This is a genomic window from Actinobacillus minor NM305 (assembly GCF_000175195.1).
GTDB lineage: Bacteria > Pseudomonadota > Gammaproteobacteria > Enterobacterales > Pasteurellaceae > Haemophilus_A > Haemophilus_A minor.
Map to the genome: position 1 here is coordinate 1 of NZ_ACQL01000094.1, position 23,229 is coordinate 23,229.

29 protein-coding genes are annotated in these 23,229 nt (G+C 43.4%); 20 read left to right on the top strand and 9 right to left on the bottom strand.

From position 1 onward, the window contains the following. Positions 1 to 60: 60 nt before the first annotated feature. Complete coding sequence (locus AM305_RS05650; protein WP_005823938.1) at positions 61 to 459, bottom strand: MerR family transcriptional regulator; 399 nt, start codon at positions 457 to 459, stop codon at positions 61 to 63. Positions 460 to 528: 69 nt separating this feature from the next. On the opposite strand from AM305_RS05650, the gene AM305_RS05655 reads away from it, so the two are divergent. Further along, entirely contained in the window at positions 529 to 1,143 is a 615-nt protein-coding gene (locus tag AM305_RS05655) for a cation diffusion facilitator family transporter (RefSeq protein WP_005823940.1), read from the top strand. An 85-nt stretch (positions 1,144 to 1,228) separates the two neighbouring features. On the opposite strand, the gene AM305_RS05660 is transcribed toward AM305_RS05655, so the two are convergent. After that, the gene (locus AM305_RS05660) at positions 1,229 to 1,615 is read right to left on the bottom strand and encodes a Cu(I)-responsive transcriptional regulator (RefSeq protein ID WP_005823942.1); all 387 of its coding nucleotides are present in this window, start codon (positions 1,613 to 1,615) and stop codon (positions 1,229 to 1,231) included. Positions 1,616 to 1,805: 190 nt separating this feature from the next. Between AM305_RS05660 and AM305_RS12555 the strand changes: the two genes are divergently transcribed. From AM305_RS12555 to AM305_RS05675, 4 genes are all read left to right on the top strand, one after another. Continuing rightward, positions 1,806 to 1,952 carry a hypothetical protein gene (locus AM305_RS12555; protein WP_005823944.1) on the top strand — a complete coding sequence of 49 codons (147 nt, stop codon included), beginning with the start codon at positions 1,806 to 1,808 and terminating at the stop codon, positions 1,950 to 1,952. A gap of 160 nt (positions 1,953 to 2,112) precedes the next feature. After that, positions 2,113 to 2,769, top strand: a complete 657-nt coding sequence (copM, locus tag AM305_RS05665) for a CopM family metallochaperone (RefSeq protein WP_272941018.1) — start codon at positions 2,113 to 2,115, stop codon at positions 2,767 to 2,769. 306 nt (positions 2,770 to 3,075) lie between these two features. Next, positions 3,076 to 3,540 (top strand): DUF2933 domain-containing protein, encoded by a 465-nt coding sequence (locus AM305_RS13025; RefSeq protein ID WP_427834823.1) that lies wholly within the window; start codon positions 3,076 to 3,078, stop codon positions 3,538 to 3,540. 3 nt (positions 3,541 to 3,543) lie between these two features. After that, positions 3,544 to 5,877: a heavy metal translocating P-type ATPase gene (locus AM305_RS05675; RefSeq protein WP_081453539.1), complete on the top strand. Its 2,334-nt coding sequence runs from the start codon at positions 3,544 to 3,546 to the stop codon at positions 5,875 to 5,877. 114 nt (positions 5,878 to 5,991) lie between these two features. On the opposite strand, the gene AM305_RS05680 is transcribed toward AM305_RS05675, so the two are convergent. Then, on the bottom strand, positions 5,992 to 6,216 hold the full coding sequence (locus AM305_RS05680) for a hypothetical protein (protein ID WP_005823954.1): 225 nt from the start codon (positions 6,214 to 6,216) through the stop codon (positions 5,992 to 5,994). Positions 6,217 to 6,251: 35 nt separating this feature from the next. On the opposite strand from AM305_RS05680, the gene AM305_RS05685 reads away from it, so the two are divergent. After that, positions 6,252 to 6,725 carry an LLM class oxidoreductase gene (locus AM305_RS05685; protein ID WP_237698377.1) on the top strand — a complete coding sequence of 158 codons (474 nt, stop codon included), beginning with the start codon at positions 6,252 to 6,254 and terminating at the stop codon, positions 6,723 to 6,725. A 133-nt stretch (positions 6,726 to 6,858) separates the two neighbouring features. Here AM305_RS05685 and AM305_RS05690 read toward each other — a convergent pair whose 3' ends face one another. Then, on the bottom strand, positions 6,859 to 7,767 hold the full coding sequence (locus tag AM305_RS05690; protein ID WP_005823957.1) for a LysR family transcriptional regulator: 909 nt from the start codon (positions 7,765 to 7,767) through the stop codon (positions 6,859 to 6,861). 275 nt (positions 7,768 to 8,042) lie between these two features. On the opposite strand from AM305_RS05690, the gene AM305_RS05695 reads away from it, so the two are divergent. The 9 genes from AM305_RS05695 to AM305_RS05735 all read left to right on the top strand — a co-directional run bounded on the left by AM305_RS05695 (position 8,043) and on the right by AM305_RS05735 (position 13,766). Next, positions 8,043 to 8,462 (top strand): hypothetical protein, encoded by a 420-nt coding sequence (locus AM305_RS05695; protein ID WP_005823958.1) that lies wholly within the window; start codon positions 8,043 to 8,045, stop codon positions 8,460 to 8,462. Between the two features lie 21 nt (positions 8,463 to 8,483). Beyond that, a complete protein-coding gene (locus tag AM305_RS05700) occupies positions 8,484 to 9,680 on the top strand; it encodes an NADH-dependent flavin oxidoreductase (RefSeq protein ID WP_005823960.1) in 1,197 nt (398 codons plus the stop codon). 92 nt (positions 9,681 to 9,772) lie between these two features. Continuing rightward, positions 9,773 to 10,351, top strand: a complete 579-nt coding sequence (locus tag AM305_RS05705; RefSeq protein WP_005823962.1) for a flavin reductase family protein — start codon at positions 9,773 to 9,775, stop codon at positions 10,349 to 10,351. A 48-nt stretch (positions 10,352 to 10,399) separates the two neighbouring features. Continuing rightward, entirely contained in the window at positions 10,400 to 10,582 is a 183-nt protein-coding gene (locus tag AM305_RS12005) for a LysR substrate-binding domain-containing protein (RefSeq protein WP_005823963.1), read from the top strand. Between the two features lie 300 nt (positions 10,583 to 10,882). After that, entirely contained in the window at positions 10,883 to 11,218 is a 336-nt protein-coding gene (locus AM305_RS05710; RefSeq protein ID WP_005823965.1) for a hypothetical protein, read from the top strand. An 87-nt stretch (positions 11,219 to 11,305) separates the two neighbouring features. After that, positions 11,306 to 11,839 carry a tetratricopeptide repeat protein gene (locus AM305_RS05715; RefSeq protein ID WP_005823967.1) on the top strand — a complete coding sequence of 178 codons (534 nt, stop codon included), beginning with the start codon at positions 11,306 to 11,308 and terminating at the stop codon, positions 11,837 to 11,839. A gap of 209 nt (positions 11,840 to 12,048) precedes the next feature. Then, positions 12,049 to 12,309, top strand: a complete 261-nt coding sequence (locus AM305_RS05725) for a type II toxin-antitoxin system prevent-host-death family antitoxin (protein WP_005823971.1) — start codon at positions 12,049 to 12,051, stop codon at positions 12,307 to 12,309. Positions 12,310 to 12,318: 9 nt separating this feature from the next. Further along, positions 12,319 to 12,741, top strand: coding sequence for a type II toxin-antitoxin system VapC family toxin (locus AM305_RS05730; RefSeq protein ID WP_005823973.1), 423 nt, complete (start codon positions 12,319 to 12,321; stop codon positions 12,739 to 12,741). A gap of 134 nt (positions 12,742 to 12,875) precedes the next feature. Then, positions 12,876 to 13,766: a LysR family transcriptional regulator gene (locus AM305_RS05735; protein WP_005823975.1), complete on the top strand. Its 891-nt coding sequence runs from the start codon at positions 12,876 to 12,878 to the stop codon at positions 13,764 to 13,766. A gap of 74 nt (positions 13,767 to 13,840) precedes the next feature. Here the strand turns inward: AM305_RS05735 and AM305_RS05740 are convergent, their stop codons facing one another. Further along, positions 13,841 to 14,878, bottom strand: coding sequence for an Abi family protein (locus AM305_RS05740; protein WP_005823977.1), 1,038 nt, complete (start codon positions 14,876 to 14,878; stop codon positions 13,841 to 13,843). A gap of 286 nt (positions 14,879 to 15,164) precedes the next feature. Here AM305_RS05740 and AM305_RS05745 point away from each other — a divergent pair, with 286 nt between their 5' ends. After that, positions 15,165 to 15,608, top strand: coding sequence for a nuclear transport factor 2 family protein (locus tag AM305_RS05745; protein WP_005820651.1), 444 nt, complete (start codon positions 15,165 to 15,167; stop codon positions 15,606 to 15,608). Between the two features lie 137 nt (positions 15,609 to 15,745). On the opposite strand, the gene AM305_RS05750 is transcribed toward AM305_RS05745, so the two are convergent. Together AM305_RS05750 and AM305_RS05755 are read right to left on the bottom strand one after the other, a co-directional pair. Further along, complete coding sequence (locus AM305_RS05750) at positions 15,746 to 16,111, bottom strand: winged helix-turn-helix transcriptional regulator (RefSeq protein ID WP_005823979.1); 366 nt, start codon at positions 16,109 to 16,111, stop codon at positions 15,746 to 15,748. 18 nt (positions 16,112 to 16,129) lie between these two features. Beyond that, positions 16,130 to 16,822 carry a GNAT family N-acetyltransferase gene (locus AM305_RS05755; protein WP_005823981.1) on the bottom strand — a complete coding sequence of 231 codons (693 nt, stop codon included), beginning with the start codon at positions 16,820 to 16,822 and terminating at the stop codon, positions 16,130 to 16,132. A gap of 155 nt (positions 16,823 to 16,977) precedes the next feature. Here AM305_RS05755 and AM305_RS05760 point away from each other — a divergent pair, with 155 nt between their 5' ends. Further along, positions 16,978 to 17,637, top strand: coding sequence for an NAD(P)-dependent oxidoreductase (locus tag AM305_RS05760; protein WP_005823983.1), 660 nt, complete (start codon positions 16,978 to 16,980; stop codon positions 17,635 to 17,637). A 239-nt stretch (positions 17,638 to 17,876) separates the two neighbouring features. Further along, positions 17,877 to 18,305, top strand: a complete 429-nt coding sequence (locus AM305_RS05765; protein WP_005823985.1) for a Dps family protein — start codon at positions 17,877 to 17,879, stop codon at positions 18,303 to 18,305. A gap of 70 nt (positions 18,306 to 18,375) precedes the next feature. Here the strand turns inward: AM305_RS05765 and AM305_RS05770 are convergent, their stop codons facing one another. After that, the gene (locus AM305_RS05770; protein WP_005823987.1) at positions 18,376 to 19,266 is read right to left on the bottom strand and encodes an ABC transporter six-transmembrane domain-containing protein; all 891 of its coding nucleotides are present in this window, start codon (positions 19,264 to 19,266) and stop codon (positions 18,376 to 18,378) included. Further along, complete coding sequence (locus AM305_RS05775; RefSeq protein ID WP_005823989.1) at positions 19,266 to 19,718, bottom strand: MarR family winged helix-turn-helix transcriptional regulator; 453 nt, start codon at positions 19,716 to 19,718, stop codon at positions 19,266 to 19,268. Before AM305_RS05775 ends, AM305_RS05770 begins: the two co-directional genes overlap by 1 nt. A gap of 264 nt (positions 19,719 to 19,982) precedes the next feature. Here AM305_RS05775 and AM305_RS05780 point away from each other — a divergent pair, with 264 nt between their 5' ends. Continuing rightward, positions 19,983 to 22,025 (top strand): N-6 DNA methylase, encoded by a 2,043-nt coding sequence (locus AM305_RS05780; protein WP_005823991.1) that lies wholly within the window; start codon positions 19,983 to 19,985, stop codon positions 22,023 to 22,025. Between the two features lie 20 nt (positions 22,026 to 22,045). Then, positions 22,046 to 23,140, top strand: coding sequence for a restriction endonuclease subunit S (locus tag AM305_RS05785; RefSeq protein WP_035294070.1), 1,095 nt, complete (start codon positions 22,046 to 22,048; stop codon positions 23,138 to 23,140). Positions 23,141 to 23,229: the final 89 nt, after the last annotated feature.

The following is a 23,229-nucleotide window of genomic DNA, read 5'->3' on the forward strand; positions in this document are numbered from 1 at the left end:
GTTTTTAGAAATAAAAGCGGTGTTTTTTATTGACAAAATATATTCAGGCTGGCTGAAACATTATCCTCTATCTTTAATACTTTTAATGATTTGACAATTTTCAATTTTTTTATTTTGACAACCAATAATTTGTTCCAAAAATGATTTAACTTCTTGTAATTGCTTAATTTGTTCGTTGATATGCGATAAATGTTTTTGGGTTAATTCATCAATATCATCACATTGATGATTGGGAGTTGTTTGGAATGTCAATAAGACCTGAATGTCTTTTAAAGAAAAACCGATATTGCGACAAGTTTTAATAAAGCGTAATTGTTCTAGCTGATTTTCATCAAAAACTCGGTAGCCATTAGCTTGAAAAGTTGGCTTGATTAAACCTTGTTTTTCATAATAACGAATGGTTTCTAAATGCACGCCTGTTTGTTCACTGGCTTGTTTAATTTGAAAAATTTTTGACATTGTACTTGACCCTGTAATGACTACGGAGTTTATATTATAGCAAATTTCAATCATCTTTAGGAGTTTATTATGGCGTGCCAAAGTTTTTGCAGTTCAAATCAGCCCATTCATCAATCACCCAAGTACAAAAAAGCCTTGTGGATTGTCTTGATATTAAATTTATCAATGTTCTTTGTGGAAATTGTAATGGGGGTTAAATCAGGTTCAACTTCACTATTGTCAGACAGTTTGGATTTCTTGGGTGATAGTGCTAATTATTTGATAAGTTTGATTGTTTTGCCAATGGCATTAAGTTACCGAGCCAAAGCATCTATGGTTAAGGGGATAACGATGGGCGTTTTTGGCTTATTTATTTTAATTACAACCATTTATCGTGCGTTTTATGGGGAAATTCCCAGTTATAGCGAAATGAGTATTGTAGGATTTTTGGCGTTATTGGTGAATGTGTCAGCGGTGTTGATATTATTAAAATTCCGTGATGGCGACAGTAATGTCCGAAGTGTATGGCTATGTTCTCGCAATGATGCGATTGGTAATGTGGCGGTAATTTTGGCTGGTATAGCAGTTTATTTTTTTCAATCAAAATATCCTGATTTAATTGTGGCGTTTATTTTGGCATTTTTAGCATTACAAGCCAGCCAAGAAATCATCAAAAGGGCTTGGGCGGAATTAAAAGTCAGCTAATTTAAAACACCGTTTGGATTGATGTTCAAGCGGTGTTTTTATTTTTAAATTTTGCAAAATAACTTTCAGGCTGCCTGAAAAAAACCTATCCCCCAAGCCCCTGTAAAATCGGACATTCTGGCATATCATCGCCACGACAGGCATCACACCACGCCCCAAGAGCAGTTTTCATTTCTTCTAATTCCTTGATTTTATTTGATAAAAATTCAATGTGCGTATTTGCCAACGCTTTGACTTCACAGCTTTTGCGGTATGGATTGTCTTGCAGTGCCAAAAGCTCGCCAATTTGGGCAAGCGAAAAGCCCACGCCCCTTGCTTTGGCGATGAATTTTAGGCGGATTAGTGTCTCATTATCATAAATGCGATAGCCTGATGATGTGCGTGAAGTGTTTGATAACAAACCCAACTTTTCATAATCACGGATTTGCTTGATGGATAGCCCTGTGGCTTTGGACGCTTGACCGATGTTCATTGTTGCTCCTTGTTTTGGCGTTTGTAAAAAATTGTCAATCCGTAAAAATAATCCTTGACCCTAACATAAGGTTAGGCTTTATGATGCGCTCATCAAAACAAAAAAGCAATGCTTTTAATCGCTTAAAAGCACTTTGTTTTGATAATCCACTTTAACTTAACATTCGGAGAAACTGTTATGAACGCTGATTTTGTTCAAAACCGACACGCCCATTGCGGCTGCCAGTCTTGCACGGGGCAAAACTGCCATCCGGACTGCCAATGCCAAAACGGCAAGCCCTGCATTTGTGATGACTGCACTTGCAACGGCTGTGCGTGTGAATCGTAAAACCAAATAGTGAAATGGACATTGAGCGAATCTGTCATTTGCCCAATGTTATCAATGCCCATTTTGACAAGGAGAATCCAATGACATTCATCAAAAACCGTGCCGTACATCTTGTCGCTGCCGCTGTTGTTTTGGCGACTTCAACCGCTTTTGCCGACGGCAAAAACGAAGTGCCGACGCACTCGATGGCGTGCGACAATAACTACACCCAAACCACCCACGACTGCTCAAATAACCAAAACGGGCACGCAGAGATGAACCACGCCAATATGAACCACTCTGCTATGGCGATGGACACTCAAAATGCTCCGCCCCATACCCAAGCCTATCTTGCAATGATGAACAAGATGGGCGATGAGATGAGCAAAGCGGGTAATCTTGCCGATGCTGATACCGCTTTTGCCAAAGGTATGATTCCGCACCATATCGGAGCAGTTGAGATGGCAAAAGTGCAGCTTGAATTTGGCAAAGACGAAACAATGAGAAAACTTGCCCAAGCGATTATTGATGGGCAACAAAGTGAAATCGAACTGATGAACGCTTGGCTGGCGGGTAAAGACACCGCAACCCAAAACCCGCAAGCCCCGCACGCCAAGGCCTATGCCGCAGGCAAGGCGCAGCACGAGGCGATGATGGCGGCAATCAATGAGCCAAACCCTGATATTGCCTTTGCCAAAGCAATGATTCCGCATCATCAAGGGGCGGTCAAGATGGCGAAAATCGAGCTGCAATACGGCAAAGACGAGACAATGAAAAAGCTCGCTCAAGACATCATCAAAGCCCAAGAACCTGAAATCAAGCTGATGCAAGACTGGCTAAAACAGTAGGGGCAATAAGGCAAAAACACCGTTTTTGATAAAGCGGTGTTTTTGAGGTCGTCTGAAAACAGGTTTAAGGCTTTTTCAGACGGCATTTGGAGTTTTCAGGCAGCCTTTAAAACAAGCCCCAAGGAAATGATGATGCCGACTTGTCGGACACATCGGCAAGCGATGTTCTGAACCTTCTGCTTTTTCAGACGGCATCGGTATTTGCAGGCAGCCTGAAAAAACCGTCATTCTGACCGGCCCAATCCGTACCTACTTTTTCGGTAAACGACCGGTGATGACCCTATGAACCCAACAGGAGAAATTGTGATGAAGCAAGAAACACACAAACCGCCCAAACACCACGAGTGCCGACACGGACACGGACAGCACCGCCCTGTGCAGACACCATCCGATGCAGCGGCTGCTTTGGGCTACACCTGCCCGATGCATCCGGAAATCCGGCAAGACCGCCCCGGCAACTGCCCTCTTTGCGGTATGGCATTGGAGCCGCTGATGCCTGAATTGGACGACGACAATCCGGAGCTGCGTAATTTTTCCCGACGCTTTTGGTACACGCTGCCCCTGACGGCGGCAGTGCTGGCGCTGGCAACGGCTGCCGTGATCGCTGGTTTTTATCTGCTGCGAGAGCACTGGGGCCATGTTCTGGGTTATTGGCCCTACCTGCTGCTGCTCGCCTGTCCGCTAATGCACCTGATGCACGGCCACGGCGGCCATGGTGGGCACGGCAACCATGCGCAGCCGCCACGGCGCACCAACAACAACAAGGAGTAAGCAATGGACATACATTCACACCACCATCACGGCAGTCACCCCCCTGCCGAGCCAGCCTCGCCAAAGGATCTAAAGGATCCGGTGTGCGGCATGACCGTTACGGAGCAGTCTGAACACAAATTGACGCACGAAGGGCGGCCCTACTATTTCTGTAGCGCCAAGTGCCAAGGCAAGTTCGCAGCGAACCCACTGCAATACCTTGTATCTACTGCACCCGAGGACACCGCGCCCGAGCCGGCCGGCACCATCTACACCTGCCCCATGCACCCCGAAGTGCAGCAGGATCATCCCGGCAACTGTCCCAAATGCGGAATGACGCTGGAGCCGATCATTCCGCTGGATGAAGAGGACAACAGCGAGTTGAAGGATTTTCAGCGGCGCTTCTGGTGGACGCTGCCGCTGACCGTGGTGGTCACCATCCTGGCCATGTTCGGCCACCGCCTCGGCTGGTTCGACATGAAGACCCAGACCTGGGTAGAGCTGGTGCTGTCGCTGCCGATCGTGCTGTGGGCGGGGCTGCCGTTTTTCTCACGGGGTTGGCAGTCGCTGGCAAACCGTAGTCCCAATATGTGGACGCTGATTGCACTGGGAACGGGTGCAGCCTTCGTTTACAGCGTTGTTGCCACCGCTGCACCCGGCATCTTTCCGGCATCGTTTGTATCGATGGGGCGGGTCGGCGTGTATTTTGAGGCGGCGGCCGTCATCATCTCGCTGACCTTGCTCGGCCAGATGCTCGAACTCAAAGCCCGGTCGCAGACTTCGGCGGCAATCAAGACCCTGCTCGGACTGGCGCCCAAAACCGCACGGCGTATCGGCCCGGGCGGTGCTGAAGAAGATGTGCCGCTCAGCCACATCCACATCGGCGACCTTCTGCGTGTGCGCCCCGGCGAAAAAGTGCCTGTCGATGGCGTGGTGGTTGAAGGCGCAAGCTCGGTAGATGAATCGATGCTGACCGGCGAGCCGCTGCCGGTGCGCAAAGCCACCGGCGACAAAGTCATCGGCGCCACGCTCAACACCGGCGGTGCGCTCGTCATCCGCTCCGAGCGCATCGGTTCGGAAACCGTGCTTTCGCAGATTGTCCAGATGGTGGCCCAGGCGCAGCGCTCCAAAGCACCGATGCAGCGTATGGCTGACGGGGTGGCAGGCTATTTCGTACTGGCGGTTGTCGCCGTCGCCGTTGCCACTTTCTTTGTCTGGGGCGTGTTCGGCCCGCAACCGTCTTGGGTGTTCGGGTTGATCAACGCCGTTGCGGTCTTGATTATCGCCTGCCCCTGTGCACTGGGACTGGCCACGCCGATGTCGGTGATGGTCGCCACAGGACGCGGGGCAGGCAGGGGTATATTGTTCCGTGATGCCGCCGCTATCGAAAACTTGCGGCGAGTAGACACTTTGGTGATTGATAAAACCGGCACACTCACCGAAGGCCGACCCGCCTTTGACCGTGCCGTTGCGGCAGCAGGCTTTTCCGCCGAAGAAGTGCTGCGTTTGGCCGCCAGCTTGGATCAGGGCAGCGAACACCCGCTGGCCGACGCCATTGTGCAGGCCGCACGGGCACAACAGCTGAAGCTGAGCAAACCCGAACAGTTTGATTCAGGCAGCGGCATCGGCGTGAGCGGCGTGGTTGAAGGGCGTGCGCTGGCACTGGGCAACACGGCGTTTATGCAGCAGAACGGGCTTAGCGTCGAACCACTGATCGAGCAGGCCGAATCCCTGCGCAGTGAAGGTGCCAGCGTGATATATCTGGCTGCGGACGGACATCTTGCGGGACTGCTTGCCGTCTCCGATCCTGTAAAAGACAGCACCCCCGAAGCATTGGCCTCGCTCAAAGCAGCCGGCCTGCGCATCATTATGGCAACCGGCGACGGATTGACCACGGCAAACGCCGTGGGCGCAAAACTGGGCATCGACGAAGTGCACGGCGAAGTCAAGCCCGCCGACAAACTGGCACTGATCGAGCGGCTTCAGAACGAAGGGCGGGTGGTCGCAATGGCAGGCGACGGCATCAACGATGCCCCCGCACTGGCCAAAGCCGATGTCGGCATCGCAATGGGTACCGGCACCGATGTGGCAATGAGCAGTGCGCAAATCACGCTGGTCAAAGGCGATTTGCGGGGTATTGCCACCGCACGCAAATTGTCTGAGTCCACCGTGCGCAATATGAAGGAAAACCTGTTATTTGCCTTCTTATACAACGGCCTGGGGGTTCCCGTTGCCGCCGGCGTGCTGTACCCCTTTACCGGCTGGCTGCTCTCGCCGATGATTGCCGCACTGGCGATGAGCCTAAGCTCGGCATCCGTGGTCGGCAACGCACTGCGGCTGCGCAAAAGCAAGTTGTAGACCACAGCCCCGCAGGCTTCTTCCAATGACAAAACGACCTCAAAAACACCGCTTTTGATAAAGCGGTGTTTTTGTTTGGGAGTTTTGCAAAATATGTGCAGGTTGCCTGAAACCCTACTTTTGCTCCAAACTTGGATAACAATACAATCCGCCATCGGTTGAAAAAGATGCTTGTTTCATCAACTCATCAGGAAATAAGCCACGCCGATTAAGCTCAACAAAAAATTCTGAACCGCCTTTTGCTTCGGTAGGCAATACAAATGAGTTTTCTTGTCCTGTAATCCAAACATACAAACAATCTGATTGCTCCAAACCACCATCTTGGGGCAGATTTTGCAAGGCGTGCCGAAGCGTTTCGTGAAAGCATTGAGCTGATTAAAACCTTGACCGAACAACATTTCCCCCAATTTAACGGCAAGCATTATGGAAATTTATCGGGTGATTTGGATTTATTGCCCAAACCTGATTATCCTTTGCCGATTGTAGCGATTGGGCGAGCAAGGCAGGAGCTGGAATGGCTTGCCAATGTGCCTGATGCGTGGATTTGGCACGGCGTGAACCCCTATGATACAGCAAACATTATCAAAACCCTTGCCGATTTATGCCAAAAAGACACGCCGACTGCGTTTGGCTATGCTCAGTTTGTAGAAGTAACGGACAATCCAAATGAACCTGCACGATTGTTCAATAATATTTATTTGCGTGGCGGTGCAAAAGGCTTGGCGGAATTTTGGGCACAAGAACAGGAAAAAGGGCTGTCGCATTTGGCATTAAACTTAAAACCGACCAATCGCCCTGCTGATGAAGTGTTGCAGGAATTGGCAGAGTATGTTTTGACGAAATTTTGATGAAAAAGCCGTTTGAATTTGGGTTCAGACGGTGTTTAATTGTTGGGTTCTTTGATAAAGCGCGGTGGGATTTTTTACGAAATTTTGCGATCTGCAAAAATTTTAGAAAATTCCACCGCTTGTATTTTTATTCCTAACCTCGCTGAAAATCCAACCGCTTACTCAAAATTTCTCTTAACAGTTCAAACACTTTCACAATTCGTAAAGGGGTAACGGTTTGATATGGGCGGTAAAGGTAGATTTGCCACGGTTGTTTAGGAATGTCGGGGAAAAGTTCTACGAGTTCTCCGCTGTCTAAATAAGGTTGGCAAAACATATCTAATAATTGTGAACAAACTTGCCCTGATAGGGTGGCTTGCAGTTCGCTTGCCATATCGTTACTGATAAATTTGGGGTTAAGGGGTGTGATGGTCTGCTCGGCATTGATTTGCCATTGCCAAATACGCCCTTGCAATGCATTAAACATCGCCGCCAGAGGATAACGTTTAGCCAAATCGGTGAGATCTGCCGGCATTCCCAATTTTTCGATCAAGGTTGGCGAGACAACAATTTTTTCTTCTACGGTGGCTAAATGATGCGTAATCCAGTCCGGTTCGGGCTTTTGACAAATGCGAATACCCATATCAATTTGATTATCCACCGTTTTTAATGCGGTTAAATCCACTCGCCAATCAATGGTTAAGTTCGGATAGGGCGCAATGGCTTGCAATAAGTCCGCTAAAATCTGTGTGTGATGTGGCAGTGGTGGCAGGGTAATCCGCACCGTGCCTTGAATAGCTTGTTGGTTGGTTTTGGCAAAGCTGAATAAACGCGCTTCTTCATTTAAAAATTGTCGTGCCTCTACTAAAAATTGCTGACCGAACTCGGTAAGCTGAACGTTACGGGTATTGCGTTTGAATAGTGGCTCGCCCAAGGTATTTTCCAATTCTGCTATGGTTCGGCTAATCACTTGTGGCGAGACGGACAAACGCACTGCTGTTTCACGAAAATTTAGCGTTTCACTTGCCACACAAAAGTAACGTAACGCATCCAGTTTATTCATATTATTCCATTTTTTGAGATAGAGAATGTCTTTATTAGTGATTTTATCAAGATAATAATCGGGCTACAATGACGCATTATTTCGTAATGAGACAGATTGCTGACAAAGCTCATCTTTGGGAAATCACCTAGCACGAGCCGTGCTAGGTTCGTTAAACCCAGCCCCGCTGGGGCTGAAAGGAAGAGCCGCAGAGCGGCTCAGATTAAGTAACCCTATACGGCTCGTATAGGGTTTGTCAGCGGTCTAACTCATTATTTCATAATGAGAGTAACGCAATGCAAAATTTAGTATCTAAAAAAATCACATTCGGTTTCTTACTCGCCGGACTTTATAACTTAACGGGTATTTTAGTACCGACAAAATGCTTTACGGATCAAACCATTGCCGCTATTGACCCCGTGGTATTCTCTTGGTTAGGGCAAGTGGGGATTATTTTATGGGGGCTGGCGTATTTATCTGTTTCTACTCGTTACCATCAAGTACCCAAACTGATTTTGGTGTTTTTTATCGAAAAATGGGTGTATGTAGCGGCGTGGGCATATTGGCTGATGAATAATGGCGATACGTTGGCAAATCTCTGGGGTGAAAACCTATTTTTAGCTATTTTCTTCGCGATTTATGGCACAGGCGATTTTTTATTTGCCCTCTTTTTCGGTTATGTGTTTATTAAGACACATCGTCAAACTCAGTTCTAAATTTTAGAAAAGGAAAAAAATATGAAAGAAAAATTGACCGCACTTTTTCAACCTTACACCTTAAATAACGGTGTGGAAATCCCGAACCGTCTTGCGGTGGCACCGATGACCCATTTTGCTTCAAATCCAGACGGGACGTTGAGCGAGCAAGAACAACGCTTTTTAAGCAATAGAGCGGAAAATATCGGTTTGTTTATTACGGCCGCAACGCTGGTGGCAGACGGCGGGAAAGCCTTTGTCGGGCAACCTGAGGCGATCCACGAAAGCCAGTTAGACAGCCTTACACGCACGGCAAATTTGCTTAAAGCACAAGGCGCAAAAGCGATTTTACAAATTCATCACGGTGGCGAAAAATCTATTCCAGCGTTGCTAAACGGTAAAGATATGGTCGCACCAAGCGAAAATGCCGAGGTGGGGGCAAGATCTTTAACGGAAGATGAGATTTTTGCGTTGATTGATGCCTTTGGCAATGCCGCAGATTTGGCACTTCGTGCCGGTTTTGACGGCGTGGAAATTCACGGTGCGAACGGTTATTTGCTCCAACAATTCTATTCCGCACAAACTAACCGCCGTACTGATGCGTGGGGTGGCAGCCAAGAAAAACGTATGGCGTTCCCAATGGCGGTGATCGACAAAGTCACGGCGGTACGCCAACGACATAACCGCCCGGATTTTATTATCGGTTACCGTTTCTCGCCGGAAGAACCTGGTGAAAATGGCTTAACAATGGCGGATACTTTTGCGTTAATTGATGCCCTAGTGGAAAAACCATTGCAATATTTGCATATCTCATTATGGGATTTCTACAAACAAGCACGCCGTGGCGCAGACACGAATATTACTCGTATGCAATTAGTTCACGAACGTATTGGCGGAAAATTACCGTTGATTGGCGTAGGCAATTTACTCACTGCCGAGCAGATTTTAAATGCTTATAACACAGGCTGGGCAGAGTTTATCGCCCTTGGTAAAACGGTTATGCTTAATCCAACCATCGGCACATTATTAGCCGAAGGCAGAGTAGATGAGATTGTCAGCGAACTCAACCCAACACAAGCGGATCACTACGGTATTCCTGATATGCTATGGGAAATGTGCATCAAAGGCAGCTCGTGGCTACCGCCGGGGGTAGGGCAAGCCTATGGATTTGTGATTTTAAAAAGTAAATTTGTGGGTAAATCTACTGCCCAAAATATTGCCGTAGATTGCTGTGTTTAAACCGTTTGTTTGCGGTAATTTTTGTGTGATTGGCAGTCGGGCTGGTTTGGGATATTATCAAGCATTGATCAATTTAACATAGGTATTTAATAATGATAAAACCCGTTCCTCTAGATAAATTTTATCGTCTCATCAATCACGGTGCGACTACGCTCATCAGTGCCAAGCACAATGGCATAGAAAATGTGATGAGTGCAGCTTGGGTGTGTGCTTTGGATTATTTGCCCAAAGCCAAATTAACGGTGGTGCTAGACAAGTCGGCTTATACTCGCACGCTTGTTGAGCAAAGCGGTCTATTTGCGGTGCAAATCCCCATCGTAAAACAGGTGGATTTGGTGATGAAATTGGGCGGTGTAAGCAAAAAAGATGAACCCAACAAATTAGATGGCATACCGCTATTTTATCAAGATAATTACGATGTGCCACTTGTGGCAGGCTGTGCGGGCTGGATAATCTGTAAACTTATCCCAAATCTTGATAACCAGCAAAATCACGACTTATTTATCGGCGAAGTGCTATCAGTATGGGCAGACAGCCGCATTTTTGATAATGGTCGTTGGAAGTTTGACGAAATGGGCGATGAATGGCGAACTTTGCATTATATTGCTGGCGGTCAATTTTACCGTATTGGCAAAGGACTAACGGTCGGAGAAGGTTTTGATACGCCTTAGTGCGTCACTTTAAGTGCGGTCGTTTTTGCAAGAGCTTTTGCAATTGCAATGCTGCCGAAATATCTCTTAAACGAGCATCTAGCCGGCCAACAATTAGTGCCAATCTTAACCGACTGGCAACTCCCAACCTATCAAATTTACGCCCTATATTCCTCTCGCCACAAACTGCCTTTAACTATCCGCACATTGGTGGATTTTCTGGTGGAGAGGTTTAGGGGAGCGAATTGGTAGGGGGTATTTTATAATTGGAAGTTTTGATATTTTTCATAAAAGTTTCAAGCATAATTGAAACTTTTTGGGTTTAATGGTCATTTTGTAAAAGATTTTGCGAAAACGGCCGCTCATTTTTTTAGCAATCAAACAAAATGCAATCGATTAAATCTTGATTGCATTTGTTTTTTTTTTGTACAATTAAGCCTGTTTTTTCAACTAAACAGGAGTTCGTATGAAACTTAAAAAAGTGTTATTACTTTCCTTCTTGTCTCTTCGGGAAACAGGAAATAGCTATATCAATTTAGAGGAGTAACCACTATGCCAATTTATCATTTAGAAGGACAGATTTCGGATGTAAATAAAAAATTTGAGGAATTTATTCGAAATAAAGAAGATGAGGCAATTATATTAAGCTCATATGAATTAGAACAGTTCGAGATGATTTTTAACGAGCTACAAGGTTATCTTGATGAATGTGAAGATAAAATTGATGAATTAGAGTGCGAAGGGCAAGAACCGAATGCAGACGATATGGAACGGTTAGACGAATGGAAATTAGCGTTTGAGAAAGCGCAAGATAAATTCTCTGATTTAGAGGCTGATCGAGCTACGTTACAAGATCTTGTTGAGATTATTGATGAGTTGAATGGCTAAGCATTAGCACAACACAATGATTTTCTATCAGGTTAGGCAAGAAAATAACCGTTTTATATCATTAAAATAGTAAAAAAGGTACAAACAATGAAATTGACACTTAAAAAAACATTAAAAGCTACAATGTTAATTACAACGGCAATGCTAGGATTATCATCAACGGCATTGGCGAGCACTTTTGATGATGCAGTTAAATTGTATGAGCAAGGTAACTATCAAGAGGCGGCCCGAATTGTTAAAGATTATGCCGAACGGGGATATGCCACTGCTCAATATGATTTAGGGCTGATGTATGAGAAGGGGCGAGGAGTGGCGCAAGATTATCGCCAAGCGGCAAAATGGTATCAAAAGGCCGCAGAGCAGGGATATTCCGAGGCTCAATTTAATTTAGGGGGGATGTATGCTAGGGGGCAAGGCGTAGCGCAAGATTATCGCCAAGCGACTAAATGGTGGCAAAAAGCTGCAGAACAGGGATATTCCAAGGCTCAATTTAATTTAGGGGTGATGTATGATAATGGGCTCGGTGTTAAAAAGAATATAAAGACAGCTAAGAAATGGGTTGAAAAAGCTTGTAATGGTGGCGTTCAAAAGGCTTGTGATAATTTGAGAAGTTTTAAATAGAATTTTTAAGGTGCGTGCGAACGCACCTTTTTTATTGCGAGTTGTAAATGGTGCGTTAGCAAACGCGACTACGTTAGCCAAAAAAATTTTATTTTTGCGATCTCGCTCGAAAAAATCACCGCTTGTAATTTTATTTTTTGGCGTTTTGCTTTACTTTATAACAAAACGCACTAAACTTGTATCTACTTATCTACATTAGGAGGTGCAATATGCCGATTATGACCAGCCGTGAATTTAACCAACGTTCCAGCCAAGCACAAAAATATGCCTTAGAAGAACCTGTGATTATCACTAATCGTGGCACGCCAGCCTTTGTGCTGATGAGCTATACGGAATATGAAAAGGTGCAACAAGCCAAGCCGTTTCGTTCGGCATTGGAGGCATTGTTGCCGATTGATAATGATGATGTTGAGCTTGAGTTACAACCACGTAGCCGAGCACAACGCCGACCTGTTGATTTAGATGACTAAGGGGAATAAATGTATTTACTGGATACCAATGTGATTAGCGAAGTCCGCAAAATCAAAACAGGTAAAGCCAATCCACGCTTTGTAGAATGGTTTTCAACCATTGCGGAAAAGGATATTTTTATCAATGCGATGGTGCTAATGGAAATTGAGCGTGGAATTTTGGCAAAAGAGCGGAAAGATTTTATTCAAGGTGCGGTTTTACGCAGTTGGTTTGATAATGTCGTACTGCCGACTTTTCACGGCAAAATTCTAAAAATTGACGAAAAAACCGCACAAATTTGCGCCAAATTGCACATTCCCGATCACGCTCCCGAAAATGATGCGTGGATTGCCGCCAGCGCCATTCAACACAATTTAGTTTTAGTGACACGCAACACCGCCGATTTTGCCCACACAGGTGTAAAGCTGTTTAATCCTTTTGGAGAAAGATAAACAAAGCGCGGTGGGATTTTGTGAAGTTTTTGCAGTTTGCAAATAGTTTCATCTATTTTCCTTGAATGAATAATATGGTTTATTGAGTGGCTGCATTATATTGAAATAAAAAATTGTAATAATAAGGGTTTAATATGGATCGTATTGAGGCGATGAACATTTTTCTGACGGTGGTTGAAACGGGGAGTTTTACCGCAACGGCAGAACGGTTGGATTTATCCCGCCCAATGGTGACCAGAGCGGTAGCATTGGTGGAAGAGTGGTTTAATGCACGATTATTGCAACGTACCACACGCCGAGTTTCGCTGACTTCCGCAGGAGAGCGAGCCGTAACACATTGCCAAAAAATGGTTGATTTAGCGGCTGAAATTGAACAAGACATCTTGGCCCAACAAGGGGAGCTGCAAGGCTCACTGCGGATAGCCTCAAATTCATCATTTGGCAGCACCCATTTGTTACTGGCGATCAAAGATTTTTTGCAACGCCACCCCAAATTGAACATTCAATTTCAATTAAGCGATCAGTCGGTCAATTTAATTGATGAACGCATTGATTTGGCTATTCGCTTTACCAACCAGCCCGATCCGAATTTAATCGCTCGCCCTTTAGCGACTTGTCATTCGCTATTGGTCGCCAGCCCTGAATACTTGGCGCAAAAAGGCGTGCCCCAAACACCACAGGATTTGGCGGAGCATATCTATCTGGCGCACGCCAATATCAATCGCAAAGAGTGGAAGTTCTACCAAAACGAGCGTGAAATCAGCCTAGAACTCACCAGCCAATTTACCACCAATGACACCAGCGCCTTGTTAAATCTTACCCTCGCAAGTGGCGGCATTGCAATGTTGCCGAAATATCTCTTAAACGAGCATCTGGCCAGCCAGCAATTAGTGCCAATTTTAACCGACTGGCAACTCCCAACCTATCAAATTTACGCCTTATATTCCTCTCGCCACAAACTGCCTTTAACTATCCGCACATTGGTGGATTTTCTGGTGGAGAGATTTAGGGGAGTGAATTGGTAGGGGGGATATTGTTTTAAAAAATGGCTGTGGAAAATAAAAAGTGCGGTGGTTTTGACCGCACTTTGTAATGTGATTTATTTTAATGCAGGTTGCCAAAAATTATCTTGATGCCACATAGTTGGCATTCCCATATTAAAGAGCGAGATTTTTGGGTGTTTGTCCATTAATGCTTTTAGTCGTTTAGCCCAGCTGGACTTTGGACTGACGGTATAAAGCACAGTCTGCAATGCTACGAGAATAGAATAAATACGGCGCTCGAATTGGACATTATTAAGTTGTGAGCGTTGTGGCGTTGTAGAAAGCCATTTAATTTGTGATGATTGGGGGATTTTAATAGCGATACCCAACTCTCTATTCCAAAGGCGACTATGATGAGCGCAAATGTTACGAATGCTGTTAAATGCTTTTAACCAAGATTCTAAAATTTCCGAATTTAGCCCTAAATTTACCGCAATCTGTTTTTTTAATGCGGAAGATTGTAAATTGGCATATAAATGACTTAATTCTCCCCAAGTTAGCATTTCCATCATCATCCAGCAAGGTGGAAGCCTTGGCTCATCGTATTGGGATAAATAATGACGCAAAAAATTTTCTTTTTTAGCATTTGAAATAAGAGCTTGTTGTTGAGCTTGCGAAAGTTGTTTTCTTTTGGATATATGCTGAATATCTCGTTCAAGCCTTTCTTTTTCTTCTAATAACTGTTTTTCAAGATTGGCTAAAAAGCGGAAATGTGGAAATTTACGAAGAAAATGTTTTCCGTCAAGATACCAAAACGCACCGAATGTATTGTTATTTTGATCTTTTGCAAGAGAAATGACATTACAGATTTGTGTTCTGACCGCAACCTCAATACGTTCAATCGCATCCATAACTAGCAGACGCAGTTCTCGGTCAAAAATATATAAATCTAAAATATCGTCAAAACTCGTATTTGCTCGAAATTGGTGTGATGCTGAAATTTGAAAGGGAATAGAATAAGCAGAAAGGCGATAATAGCTGATAAAATCTAAATAGCGTTGCGCTCGTTGTCCATCGGGAATGAGTAATTTACGCTTTTTCCACTCAGCAATGAGTTCTGAATTACTTTTTTCTGGTTTATTAAAAGTTGTCATTTTAATCCCCAATATAAAAAACTCGCCGATTTGTGCATTATCAAGGATAAGAGGCATGGCGAGTGTGTTATGCGTAATTTTACAGGGATCTGTAATAATTTTCAATTATTGATATTTTATAATTTTTCAAAAACGACCGCTTGAGAGTTTTTTAGTGGAGAGATTGTTTCAAAATCTAAAATAGTGATGTTCAAAAAACACTATTTTCTCGATTTTTTGTTTCACTTATAATGCACATATCAACAGCGATACTGCTGAAAATATGAATTAATAAAAGGAAAACCCAATGAAAAAATCTCTTTTACTTTTAACCGCACTTTTCTCTTCAACCGTTGCAATGGCACAAACTACGCCGGAGCAAAACAAAGCGAATGCGTTGGCATTTTATGAAATGGCGTTCAATCAGCACAAAGTGCAAGAGGCGACCGATAAATATATCGGCAAAGAATATTTACAACACAACCCAACAGTGGCAGACGGTGGGCAAGCTTTCGTGGATGCCTTTGCGCCGTTTTTAAAAGCGAACCCAAAATCGCGTGCAGAAATTAAGCGTGTCGTGGCAGACGGCGATTTAGTGATGTTGCACGTTCATAGCAAATTAAACGATGAAGATCGTGGTGAGGCGGTGGTGGATATTTTCCGCTTCGATGAAAACGGTAAAATCGTAGAGCATTGGGACGTGATCCAAGCGGTACCTGAAAAAACCGAAAGCGGACGTGGGATGTTTTAATTTAAAGTAAAGACAATAATGCCACCTGAACTGAACTTCGGGCGGCATTTTGTTTTTATGCGTTTAAAAGAGCGGTCAGATTTTTACAAAATTTTGCGGTTGCAAAATTCAACAGAAATTCCACCGCTTGTAAATCACTATTTGCTTTGACTTTTCAAGATCCCACTCAAATTCTCTTCCAACCAGTCCACCAAATTCACAAGGCGACTGCCAGCTTCTTTGCCGTAATCCGTCAGTGAATATTCCACGTGCGGTGGTACGGTGTTGTAGGATTTACGATTGAGCATACCGTCTTGTTCCAACTGTTGCAGCGTTTGGGTCAGCATTCGTTCGCTCACGCCATCAATTTCACGGCGGATTTCGCTAAATCGCTTTGTGCCTTTCATCAACACAATCATCACTAACACACCCCAGCGGTTCGTCAGATGTTGCAAAATTTCACGAGAAGGGCATTGCGCTGATAACACATAACCTCGTTCAATTGAATTTGAAAATTTTTCCATTTTTATTTCCTTGATCTTTTATTCGTTATTTAATGCTGTACGTTGTTGCCCGTTTTCATCAAAATTTTCAGGTTGTAGCCAGCGTTCAAATTTAGGTTTCATCGCTTGATATTCTTCTTCAATCATTGAATACCAATTGGTATCTCGCGTGCGATTTTTATACACTTGTGCTCGGCGAAAGGTGCCTTCAAAATGAAAACCTAAGCGTTTTGCTGCACGGTTAGAGGGCGCATTTAAGCTGTCGCATTTCCATTCATAACGGCGATATTGTAAGACTTCAAACACATATTGCATCACTAAAAACTGGGCTTCCGTTGCTAAACGTGATTGCTTTAATTCATCGCCATAAAGCACCCAGCCCATTTCGATGACACGATTGACCGTATCAATACGCATTAAGGAAAATGTTCCAATGGTTTTGCCTGAGATTTTATCCACAATCGCCAAATAATAGGGATCGTGAGATTGGGTCATTTTATCAAAATAACCCCGAAAATCCGCCTGATTTTTAAAGGCTTCAATAGGCAAATAAGTCCATTGTGCTTCGGGGCTTTCCGCACCATAAAAACGGTAGGCATCCTCAAAATGCTTAAGATTGATGGGTTCAACAATGGTATAACGCCCGATCAGCTGTTGAATATGGGGGAGCTGTCCTGCTGAATAATCCGTTAATGTTTCCCCGATGGGTTGATTGAGATGGTTGAGCGGCATAATAGTGTCCTTTTTTTGAAATAAAGTTTCAATAAATTCAATGAGTTATAAAATATTTTCATGCTTACATTTTTGTAAGTACTTACATAAAGTATGCTTGTGTCATATACTACGCCACATCAACAATTTAATCAACTTAATAGAAGGAAAACAAAATGAAAAAAATCGCAGTCATCGGTGCAACAGGTTATGTAGGTAGTGCAGTGGTCGCGGAATTAGCCGGTCGTGGTCATCAAGTAACCGCATTTGCGCGTAACACCGACAAAGTAGCAAAAGCAGACAACATTCAAGCGGTAAGTTTTGATGTGAATTCTGCGGATTTTGCCGAGCAGTTAAAAGGGTTTGATGCGGTGGTGAGTGCTTTTAACCCAGGCTGGACAAATCCAAATATCGCTGAAGATTTCACTCGTGGGGCGAATGCGATTACCGCAGCAGCAAAAGCCGCACAAGTACCCTATTTATTGATTGTGGGCGGCGCAGGCAGCTTGTATGTTGCACCTAATGTGCAACTGATTGATACAGATGCTTTCCCGAAAGAGATTTTTGCAGGGGCAAATGCCGCACGTAATCTGCTCAACGACTTGCGTGACCGCCGTGATGTAAACTGGGCATTTATCTCTCCGCCAGCCTTATTAGGTGCAGACGCAGGTTTCAGCGAAGACCGAAAAGGCGAATACCGTTTAGGCAACGAAGAATTGTTGATGAACGGTGAAGCACCGGCAGGTATCAGTGTAGCGGATTTAGCCATCGCCATTGCTGACGATGCGGAACAACAAGCACACTTGTTTAAACGTTTTACCGTAGCGAGCAAGTAGTTTGGTATGAAAAGAGTGATGGGGTTTTGGGACATTTTTGCAATTTTACAGAAATCCCCTTGCTAACGTGGGCAGGGGAATAACTTTGTTTGAATAAAACAATTGATTTCTTTGTTTTTATTGACTAAAACTATCGAATGAATAGTTAGACAAATTCTGCCAAAGGTCTATACTTGCTTACAAATATCGCTTTTTAAGGCGGTTTGATTCAATCTCAATTTATAAAAAAGGAATAGATTATGTCAGCAGTAAACACACTTAAAACTTTACACGCAACAATCAAAACATTTACTTTTGAAATGCAAAAATATCATTGGATGGTAAAAGGTAAAAATTTCTATAACCTACACAACGCATTCGAAGAGCTTTACGATTGGGGCTTTGAACAAGAAGATGAAGTGGCAGAACGTTTATTGATTATCGGTAGTGAGCCATTGTTGTCAGTTGAAGAAGTGCAAGCACTTAACAAAATTGTGGTATTACCAAAAGCAGAGTTGGTGGAAACTAACATGATCGCAAATCTCAAAACTTCGCTAGAAACGATTTTAGCTATTGCCCGTCAAGGCTTAGAAGAAGTTGGCGATGATGTAGGCACAGACGGGTTACTCTCTGATCTTGTTGCTGATGTCGAAAAACGTTTATGGATGTTAAATGCGTATTCAGCGTAATAGCAACATTGTCATAAAATGAGACAATAACACCGTCTGAAGGTTTGAAGTTCAGACGGTGTTTTGTTTTTTAAACTTCTACCCGTTTCCCAATATCCTTCAATTTCGACAACTCTTCTACCAATCTTGGTGCATCATCTAGACTGATAGCGAACGTCCACAGATAAGTAATCACCGCATAAATATGCCCTGCGGTAATGCCTTGTTTGAGGGTTAAAACCGTGAGTGTTACGCCAAACAGCAGACACATTGCCACACCGATACACAAAAAACTGAACGCTTCTCGGTTGGAAATCAGAACACGAAAGCGTTCTACCAAGCGATAATGTTTAATCAGTTCGCTGTTTTTGGCACGTTCCACACAGTCCACTTCTTTTTCAAGGCGGTTGTTGAGCTTGAAATACAAGCGGTCATTAACCTTCACATAATGGGGCAGCAACAAGCCAAAACCCACCACAATCAACAACGCCACCACGCCCGACCAAAATTCAATCAACAGCAACATCACCACTGCCCCGATAATTGAAAAGGCAGAGGTGATCAGGGTCGGTAAATGATGTTCAAAAAAATTCACGAACTCACGGGACAACGCCACACGTGCGGTGGTGGTTGATGTGTCAATGCCTTTAATCCGCTGGTTCAAAATCACCGGCACGGCAAGTTCCGTATAAATGCGAGTGAATGCACGGGTGTCCACCGCGCGACGAGCCGCCCCGACACCCCAAATAATCAGCACAATCAAGGCGTAAGCGAGCGCAGAAATCAGCTGCCCATTGAGCACCGCATTTACCGCAAAACTGCCCACCAAAGGGTAAATCAACAACAGCAGATTTTCTGTCGCCACCAAGCCGAATGTGGCAAACAACCGCTTTTTATGTTGCAAAGCAAGGGTTTTGAGCGAACGGAGCATTGTCGGCTCAAGGGTAGATGCAACGGTTGTTTCAAGGTTTTCTAAAGACATCACGCTACCTTATCGGTTATCTCTGTTTTATCAATTTGCTCACGGCAAACGACACAAAATTCTGCCATTAAGGCAAATAACTGCTCGGTTTTTCGTTTACCAAATTTAGCAAAAACTTTATCACTGAGTTGATGTGTTGCCGCCCAAATGGGCTCCGCCTTCGCCTCGCCGTCTGCGGTTAAACGCATCATTTTTTCCCGTTTATCCACCGCACTTTCGCTAAACTGAATCCAGCCTTTTTCCTTATATTCCTTGCAAACATTAAACACCGTCTGTTTTGGCAAGCACCATTCATCGCAAATCTGCTTTTGCGTACACTGCCCATTTTCCGCTGCCGCCAAAGAATACAACACCGCATAATGGTTATAGCCTAAGCCTAACTTGCTAACCCAAGCGTCCATCGTGGTATCCATTTCATTCATTTGCTGGCCTAATTTATCGAAGTTACTCATTATTAAAGTCCTAAAACTTACTAAAATAAATGCTATTTTAGATGTGAGAAAGAGAAAAAACAAGAAATATTAGTATTAAAATTTACTTTATTGTTTTTTTCTGATATGAGTAATTTTGCTTTATTGATAATTGGATATCTCTATACGATTGAAAAAATGTGTTTCCTGGTGCGGTTGTTATTTAAAATCACAAAAAAACATCGCACAATACATTGAAATTTAAGATAATACCGAACTTAATTGATTACTCAGAAAGGCAAGAAAATGGCAAAACAACAATCTATTGAACCGAATATTGCAGATTTAGCGAACGGCTGGCTGAAAAAATACCAATTAGACTACAAATTAGAACAAGAAACGCTGAATGATGAAATTGATAAAGCGTTGAAAGATTATTTCTCTAAAAATGGTGGTGTGGGAGCAAATCGTCCAGATGCCAAATTGTTGTTACAGGCGACCGATACTGAATATTACCCGATTTTGATTGAATACAAAGGCTATGGCGACAAGTTGGTCAAATTAGATGCCGAAGGCAATGTAGATAATCGCACAGCAAAAAACGAACCGAATTTTAAACACATCAACGGCTATGCGGTGAATGGTGCGGTGCATTATGCTAATGCCTTGCTCCATCACACCAGTTATACCGACATTATCGCTATTGGTATGACGGGAGAAAAAGATGAGAAAGGTAATATTCGTCATCAAATCGGGGTTTATTATGTGTCTAAATCCAATCTTGGTGTAGGGCAAAAAGTTGGCGAATTTAGCGATTTTTCTTTCCTTGCCAAAGAAAATTTTGATGATTTTATTGCACAAATCAAACATCTAACGCTTTCACCTGAAGAATTAGAAAAACTCAAAGAAAAGCGTGAAAAAGAGATCGATACCAGCCTAACCAAACTCAACAATGATATTTACCAAAATGAAAAAGGCTTGGGCGAAAACGACCGTGTTTATCTGGTTGCCGCTTCTATTATTGCGACACTGGGCGTGGCAGGCAAAGTGAAACCGTTAGAAAAATCTGATTTAAAATCTTCTGAAGAAGAAGGCAATCGAGATGGCGAGATTATTATTCGTAAAATCAACGCCTTTTTTAATGAAAAACAATTGCCGCAAGATAAAAAAGATTTAATTATCCGCACTTTGTCTAATACGCTTTTAACCGATAACATTAACAAACCGCAAAATGGCGAAAGCCAGCTTAAGCGGGTATTCACCAAAATTGTTGATGATTTAGGTATTTATTACAAAATCGGTTTAACGACTGATTTTACAGGCAAGCTATTTAATGAAATGTATTCTTGGTTGGGTTTTACTCAAGACAAACTTAACGATGTGGTTTTAACACCGTCTTATGTGGCAACTTTGCTGGTTAAATTAGCTCGGGTAAATAAAGACAGCTATGTTTGGGACTTTGCAACAGGCTCAGCTGGGCTTTTGGTCGCTGCGATGAACGAAATGCTCAAAGATGCCAAAGAGGCTATTCATTCGCCCGAAGAATTGCGTCAAAAGGAAGCGCATATTAAAGCAAAACAGTTGTTAGGCTTGGAGTTGCTTTCTAGCGTGTATATGCTTGCTATTTTGAATATGATTATGATGGGCGATGGTAGCTCAAACATCATCAACAAGAACTCACTGACCGATTTTGACGGCAAATATGGTTTTGGCAATACCGATGACAAATTCCCTGCGGACGCTTTTGTTCTCAATCCGCCTTATTCAGCGGTGGGTAACGGAATGAACTTTGTAGAAACCGCTTTAAATATGATGAACAAAGGCTACGCGGCGATTATTATTCAAAATTCGGCAGGCAGCGGTAAGGCAAAAGAAATCAACCAACGCATTTTGCAAAAACATACCTTAATTGCCAGTATTAAGATGCCGATTGATTTATTTATCGGTAAATCCAGCGTACAGACCAATATTTATGTGTTTAAAGTGGGTGAAAAACATCACGCTGATGAAATGGTAAAATTCATTGATTTTAGCAACGATGGCTATACCCGAACCAACCGCAGAAAAGCCAGCAACAACTTAAAAGATACCGACAACGCCCGCGAACGCTATGACGAAGTGGTCAATTTGGTGCGTTTTGGCAAGTCTAAATTGAGGTTGTTTAGCGAAAAAGAGTATTTTGAAAATACCATAGACCCAAAAAACGGTGCAGACTGGAACCAAACCGCACCGATAGACACCAAGCCTACACTTGATGACTTTAAAAAGACCGTGAGCGACTATTTAGCGTGGGAAGTAGCAAATATCCTGAAAAAACAAGCCCCAAGTAACGAACATTTGGGAAAATAGAAGCCCATTTAACGCAAGAATTGCAACAGGTTAAATGGGCGGAATATAGTTGCAGTGAATTGTTTCAAGTTGTGAGTGGTAGTAAGATAAAAAATAAAAGTGAGCTGCCTGAAATAGGTAATTATCCAGTGTATTCTTCGGATAATAATGGGGTGGTGGGTTATACAGATATGCCAACATATATCTGTGATGAAAGCAGAAAATTTTATGTGGTTTTTGGAGACCATACACGAACTTTTAATATTGCGACTAAAAGTTTTTCCATATTAGACAATGTAAAGGTTTTAAAACCTTTGCAAAGAGTTAGTTTAAGACAACTATTATTTATTATCTCTTCTTGGAAAAAAGAAATTCCCGATTTGGGCTATGCTCGACATTGGAAAATAGCAAAAGAAGTGAAATTATCTCTTCCCATAAAACCCAATGCCAATTCGGACAAACTCGCCCAGATTGACTTTGATTTTATGGAAAATTTCATCTCGCAGCTCGAGGCGTTCCGCCTCTCGCAGCTCGAGGCGTATTTATTGGTTACAGGTTTAAAAGATTATACGCTTACCGCTGCTGAACAACAGGCTCTTGCCGATTTTGAAAATGGTAAAGTGGTTTGGGGGGAATATAATCTTGAGAAATTATTTGGTAAATCTACAAGAGGCAAACGCTTAAAAAGTGCGGATAGAATAGCAGGAGATTTGCCTTTTGTAACCGCAGGAGAAGCCGAAACAGGCGTATCCGCATTTATCGGTAATCAAGTAGAAATTTTTAAAGCCAATACAACGACAATTGATATGTTTGGCTCTGCTAAATATCGCGATTACGATTATGGCGGAGATGATCATATTGCTGTAGTTCATACTGAAAATTTAAATAAATATGCGGCGATTTTCATGACTTCGGCGATACATAAATCATCTTATACGGGGAAATTTAGTTATTCACGAAATTTTTATGCCAAAGATGCGGACGAGCTAAATATCCAGCTTCCAACCTCTAATCAACAACCCGATTACAGCTTTATGGAAATCCTTATTTCTGCTGTGCAAAAGCTGGTGATTAAAGATGTGGTACGTTATGCCGATAGCAAAATCGCAGCCACCAAACAAGTGATTAACGGCTGATTGTAAGCGGTCAATTTTTTGCAATTTATTGCAAGAAATTGACCGCTTGATTTTTGGGGTAAATGTGATTTGTCCCTATGATGGCTACC

What these genes read in the sequence shown, in the direction of transcription:
- AM305_RS05650 (WP_005823938.1), bottom strand. Translation starts at nt 459, where the DNA reads ATGTCAAAAATTTTTCAAATTAAACAAGCCAGTGAACAAACAGGCGTG.
- AM305_RS05655 (WP_005823940.1), top strand. Translation starts at nt 529, where the DNA reads ATGGCGTGCCAAAGTTTTTGCAGTTCAAATCAGCCCATTCATCAATCA.
- AM305_RS05660 (WP_005823942.1), bottom strand. Translation starts at nt 1,615, where the DNA reads ATGAACATCGGTCAAGCGTCCAAAGCCACAGGGCTATCCATCAAGCAA.
- AM305_RS13025 (WP_427834823.1), top strand. Translation starts at nt 3,076, where the DNA reads ATGAAGCAAGAAACACACAAACCGCCCAAACACCACGAGTGCCGACAC.
- AM305_RS05675 (WP_081453539.1), top strand. Translation starts at nt 3,544, where the DNA reads ATGGACATACATTCACACCACCATCACGGCAGTCACCCCCCTGCCGAG.
- AM305_RS05690 (WP_005823957.1), bottom strand. Translation starts at nt 7,767, where the DNA reads ATGAATAAACTGGATGCGTTACGTTACTTTTGTGTGGCAAGTGAAACG.
- AM305_RS05695 (WP_005823958.1), top strand. Translation starts at nt 8,043, where the DNA reads ATGCAAAATTTAGTATCTAAAAAAATCACATTCGGTTTCTTACTCGCC.
- AM305_RS05700 (WP_005823960.1), top strand. Translation starts at nt 8,484, where the DNA reads ATGAAAGAAAAATTGACCGCACTTTTTCAACCTTACACCTTAAATAAC.
- AM305_RS05705 (WP_005823962.1), top strand. Translation starts at nt 9,773, where the DNA reads ATGATAAAACCCGTTCCTCTAGATAAATTTTATCGTCTCATCAATCAC.
- AM305_RS12005 (WP_005823963.1), top strand. Translation starts at nt 10,400, where the DNA reads ATGCTGCCGAAATATCTCTTAAACGAGCATCTAGCCGGCCAACAATTA.
- AM305_RS05710 (WP_005823965.1), top strand. Translation starts at nt 10,883, where the DNA reads ATGCCAATTTATCATTTAGAAGGACAGATTTCGGATGTAAATAAAAAA.
- AM305_RS05715 (WP_005823967.1), top strand. Translation starts at nt 11,306, where the DNA reads ATGAAATTGACACTTAAAAAAACATTAAAAGCTACAATGTTAATTACA.
- AM305_RS05725 (WP_005823971.1), top strand. Translation starts at nt 12,049, where the DNA reads ATGCCGATTATGACCAGCCGTGAATTTAACCAACGTTCCAGCCAAGCA.
- AM305_RS05730 (WP_005823973.1), top strand. Translation starts at nt 12,319, where the DNA reads ATGTATTTACTGGATACCAATGTGATTAGCGAAGTCCGCAAAATCAAA.
- AM305_RS05735 (WP_005823975.1), top strand. Translation starts at nt 12,876, where the DNA reads ATGGATCGTATTGAGGCGATGAACATTTTTCTGACGGTGGTTGAAACG.
- AM305_RS05740 (WP_005823977.1), bottom strand. Translation starts at nt 14,878, where the DNA reads ATGACAACTTTTAATAAACCAGAAAAAAGTAATTCAGAACTCATTGCT.
- AM305_RS05745 (WP_005820651.1), top strand. Translation starts at nt 15,165, where the DNA reads ATGAAAAAATCTCTTTTACTTTTAACCGCACTTTTCTCTTCAACCGTT.
- AM305_RS05750 (WP_005823979.1), bottom strand. Translation starts at nt 16,111, where the DNA reads ATGGAAAAATTTTCAAATTCAATTGAACGAGGTTATGTGTTATCAGCG.
- AM305_RS05755 (WP_005823981.1), bottom strand. Translation starts at nt 16,822, where the DNA reads ATGCCGCTCAACCATCTCAATCAACCCATCGGGGAAACATTAACGGAT.
- AM305_RS05760 (WP_005823983.1), top strand. Translation starts at nt 16,978, where the DNA reads ATGAAAAAAATCGCAGTCATCGGTGCAACAGGTTATGTAGGTAGTGCA.
- AM305_RS05765 (WP_005823985.1), top strand. Translation starts at nt 17,877, where the DNA reads ATGTCAGCAGTAAACACACTTAAAACTTTACACGCAACAATCAAAACA.
- AM305_RS05770 (WP_005823987.1), bottom strand. Translation starts at nt 19,266, where the DNA reads ATGTCTTTAGAAAACCTTGAAACAACCGTTGCATCTACCCTTGAGCCG.
- AM305_RS05775 (WP_005823989.1), bottom strand. Translation starts at nt 19,718, where the DNA reads ATGAGTAACTTCGATAAATTAGGCCAGCAAATGAATGAAATGGATACC.
- AM305_RS05780 (WP_005823991.1), top strand. Translation starts at nt 19,983, where the DNA reads ATGGCAAAACAACAATCTATTGAACCGAATATTGCAGATTTAGCGAAC.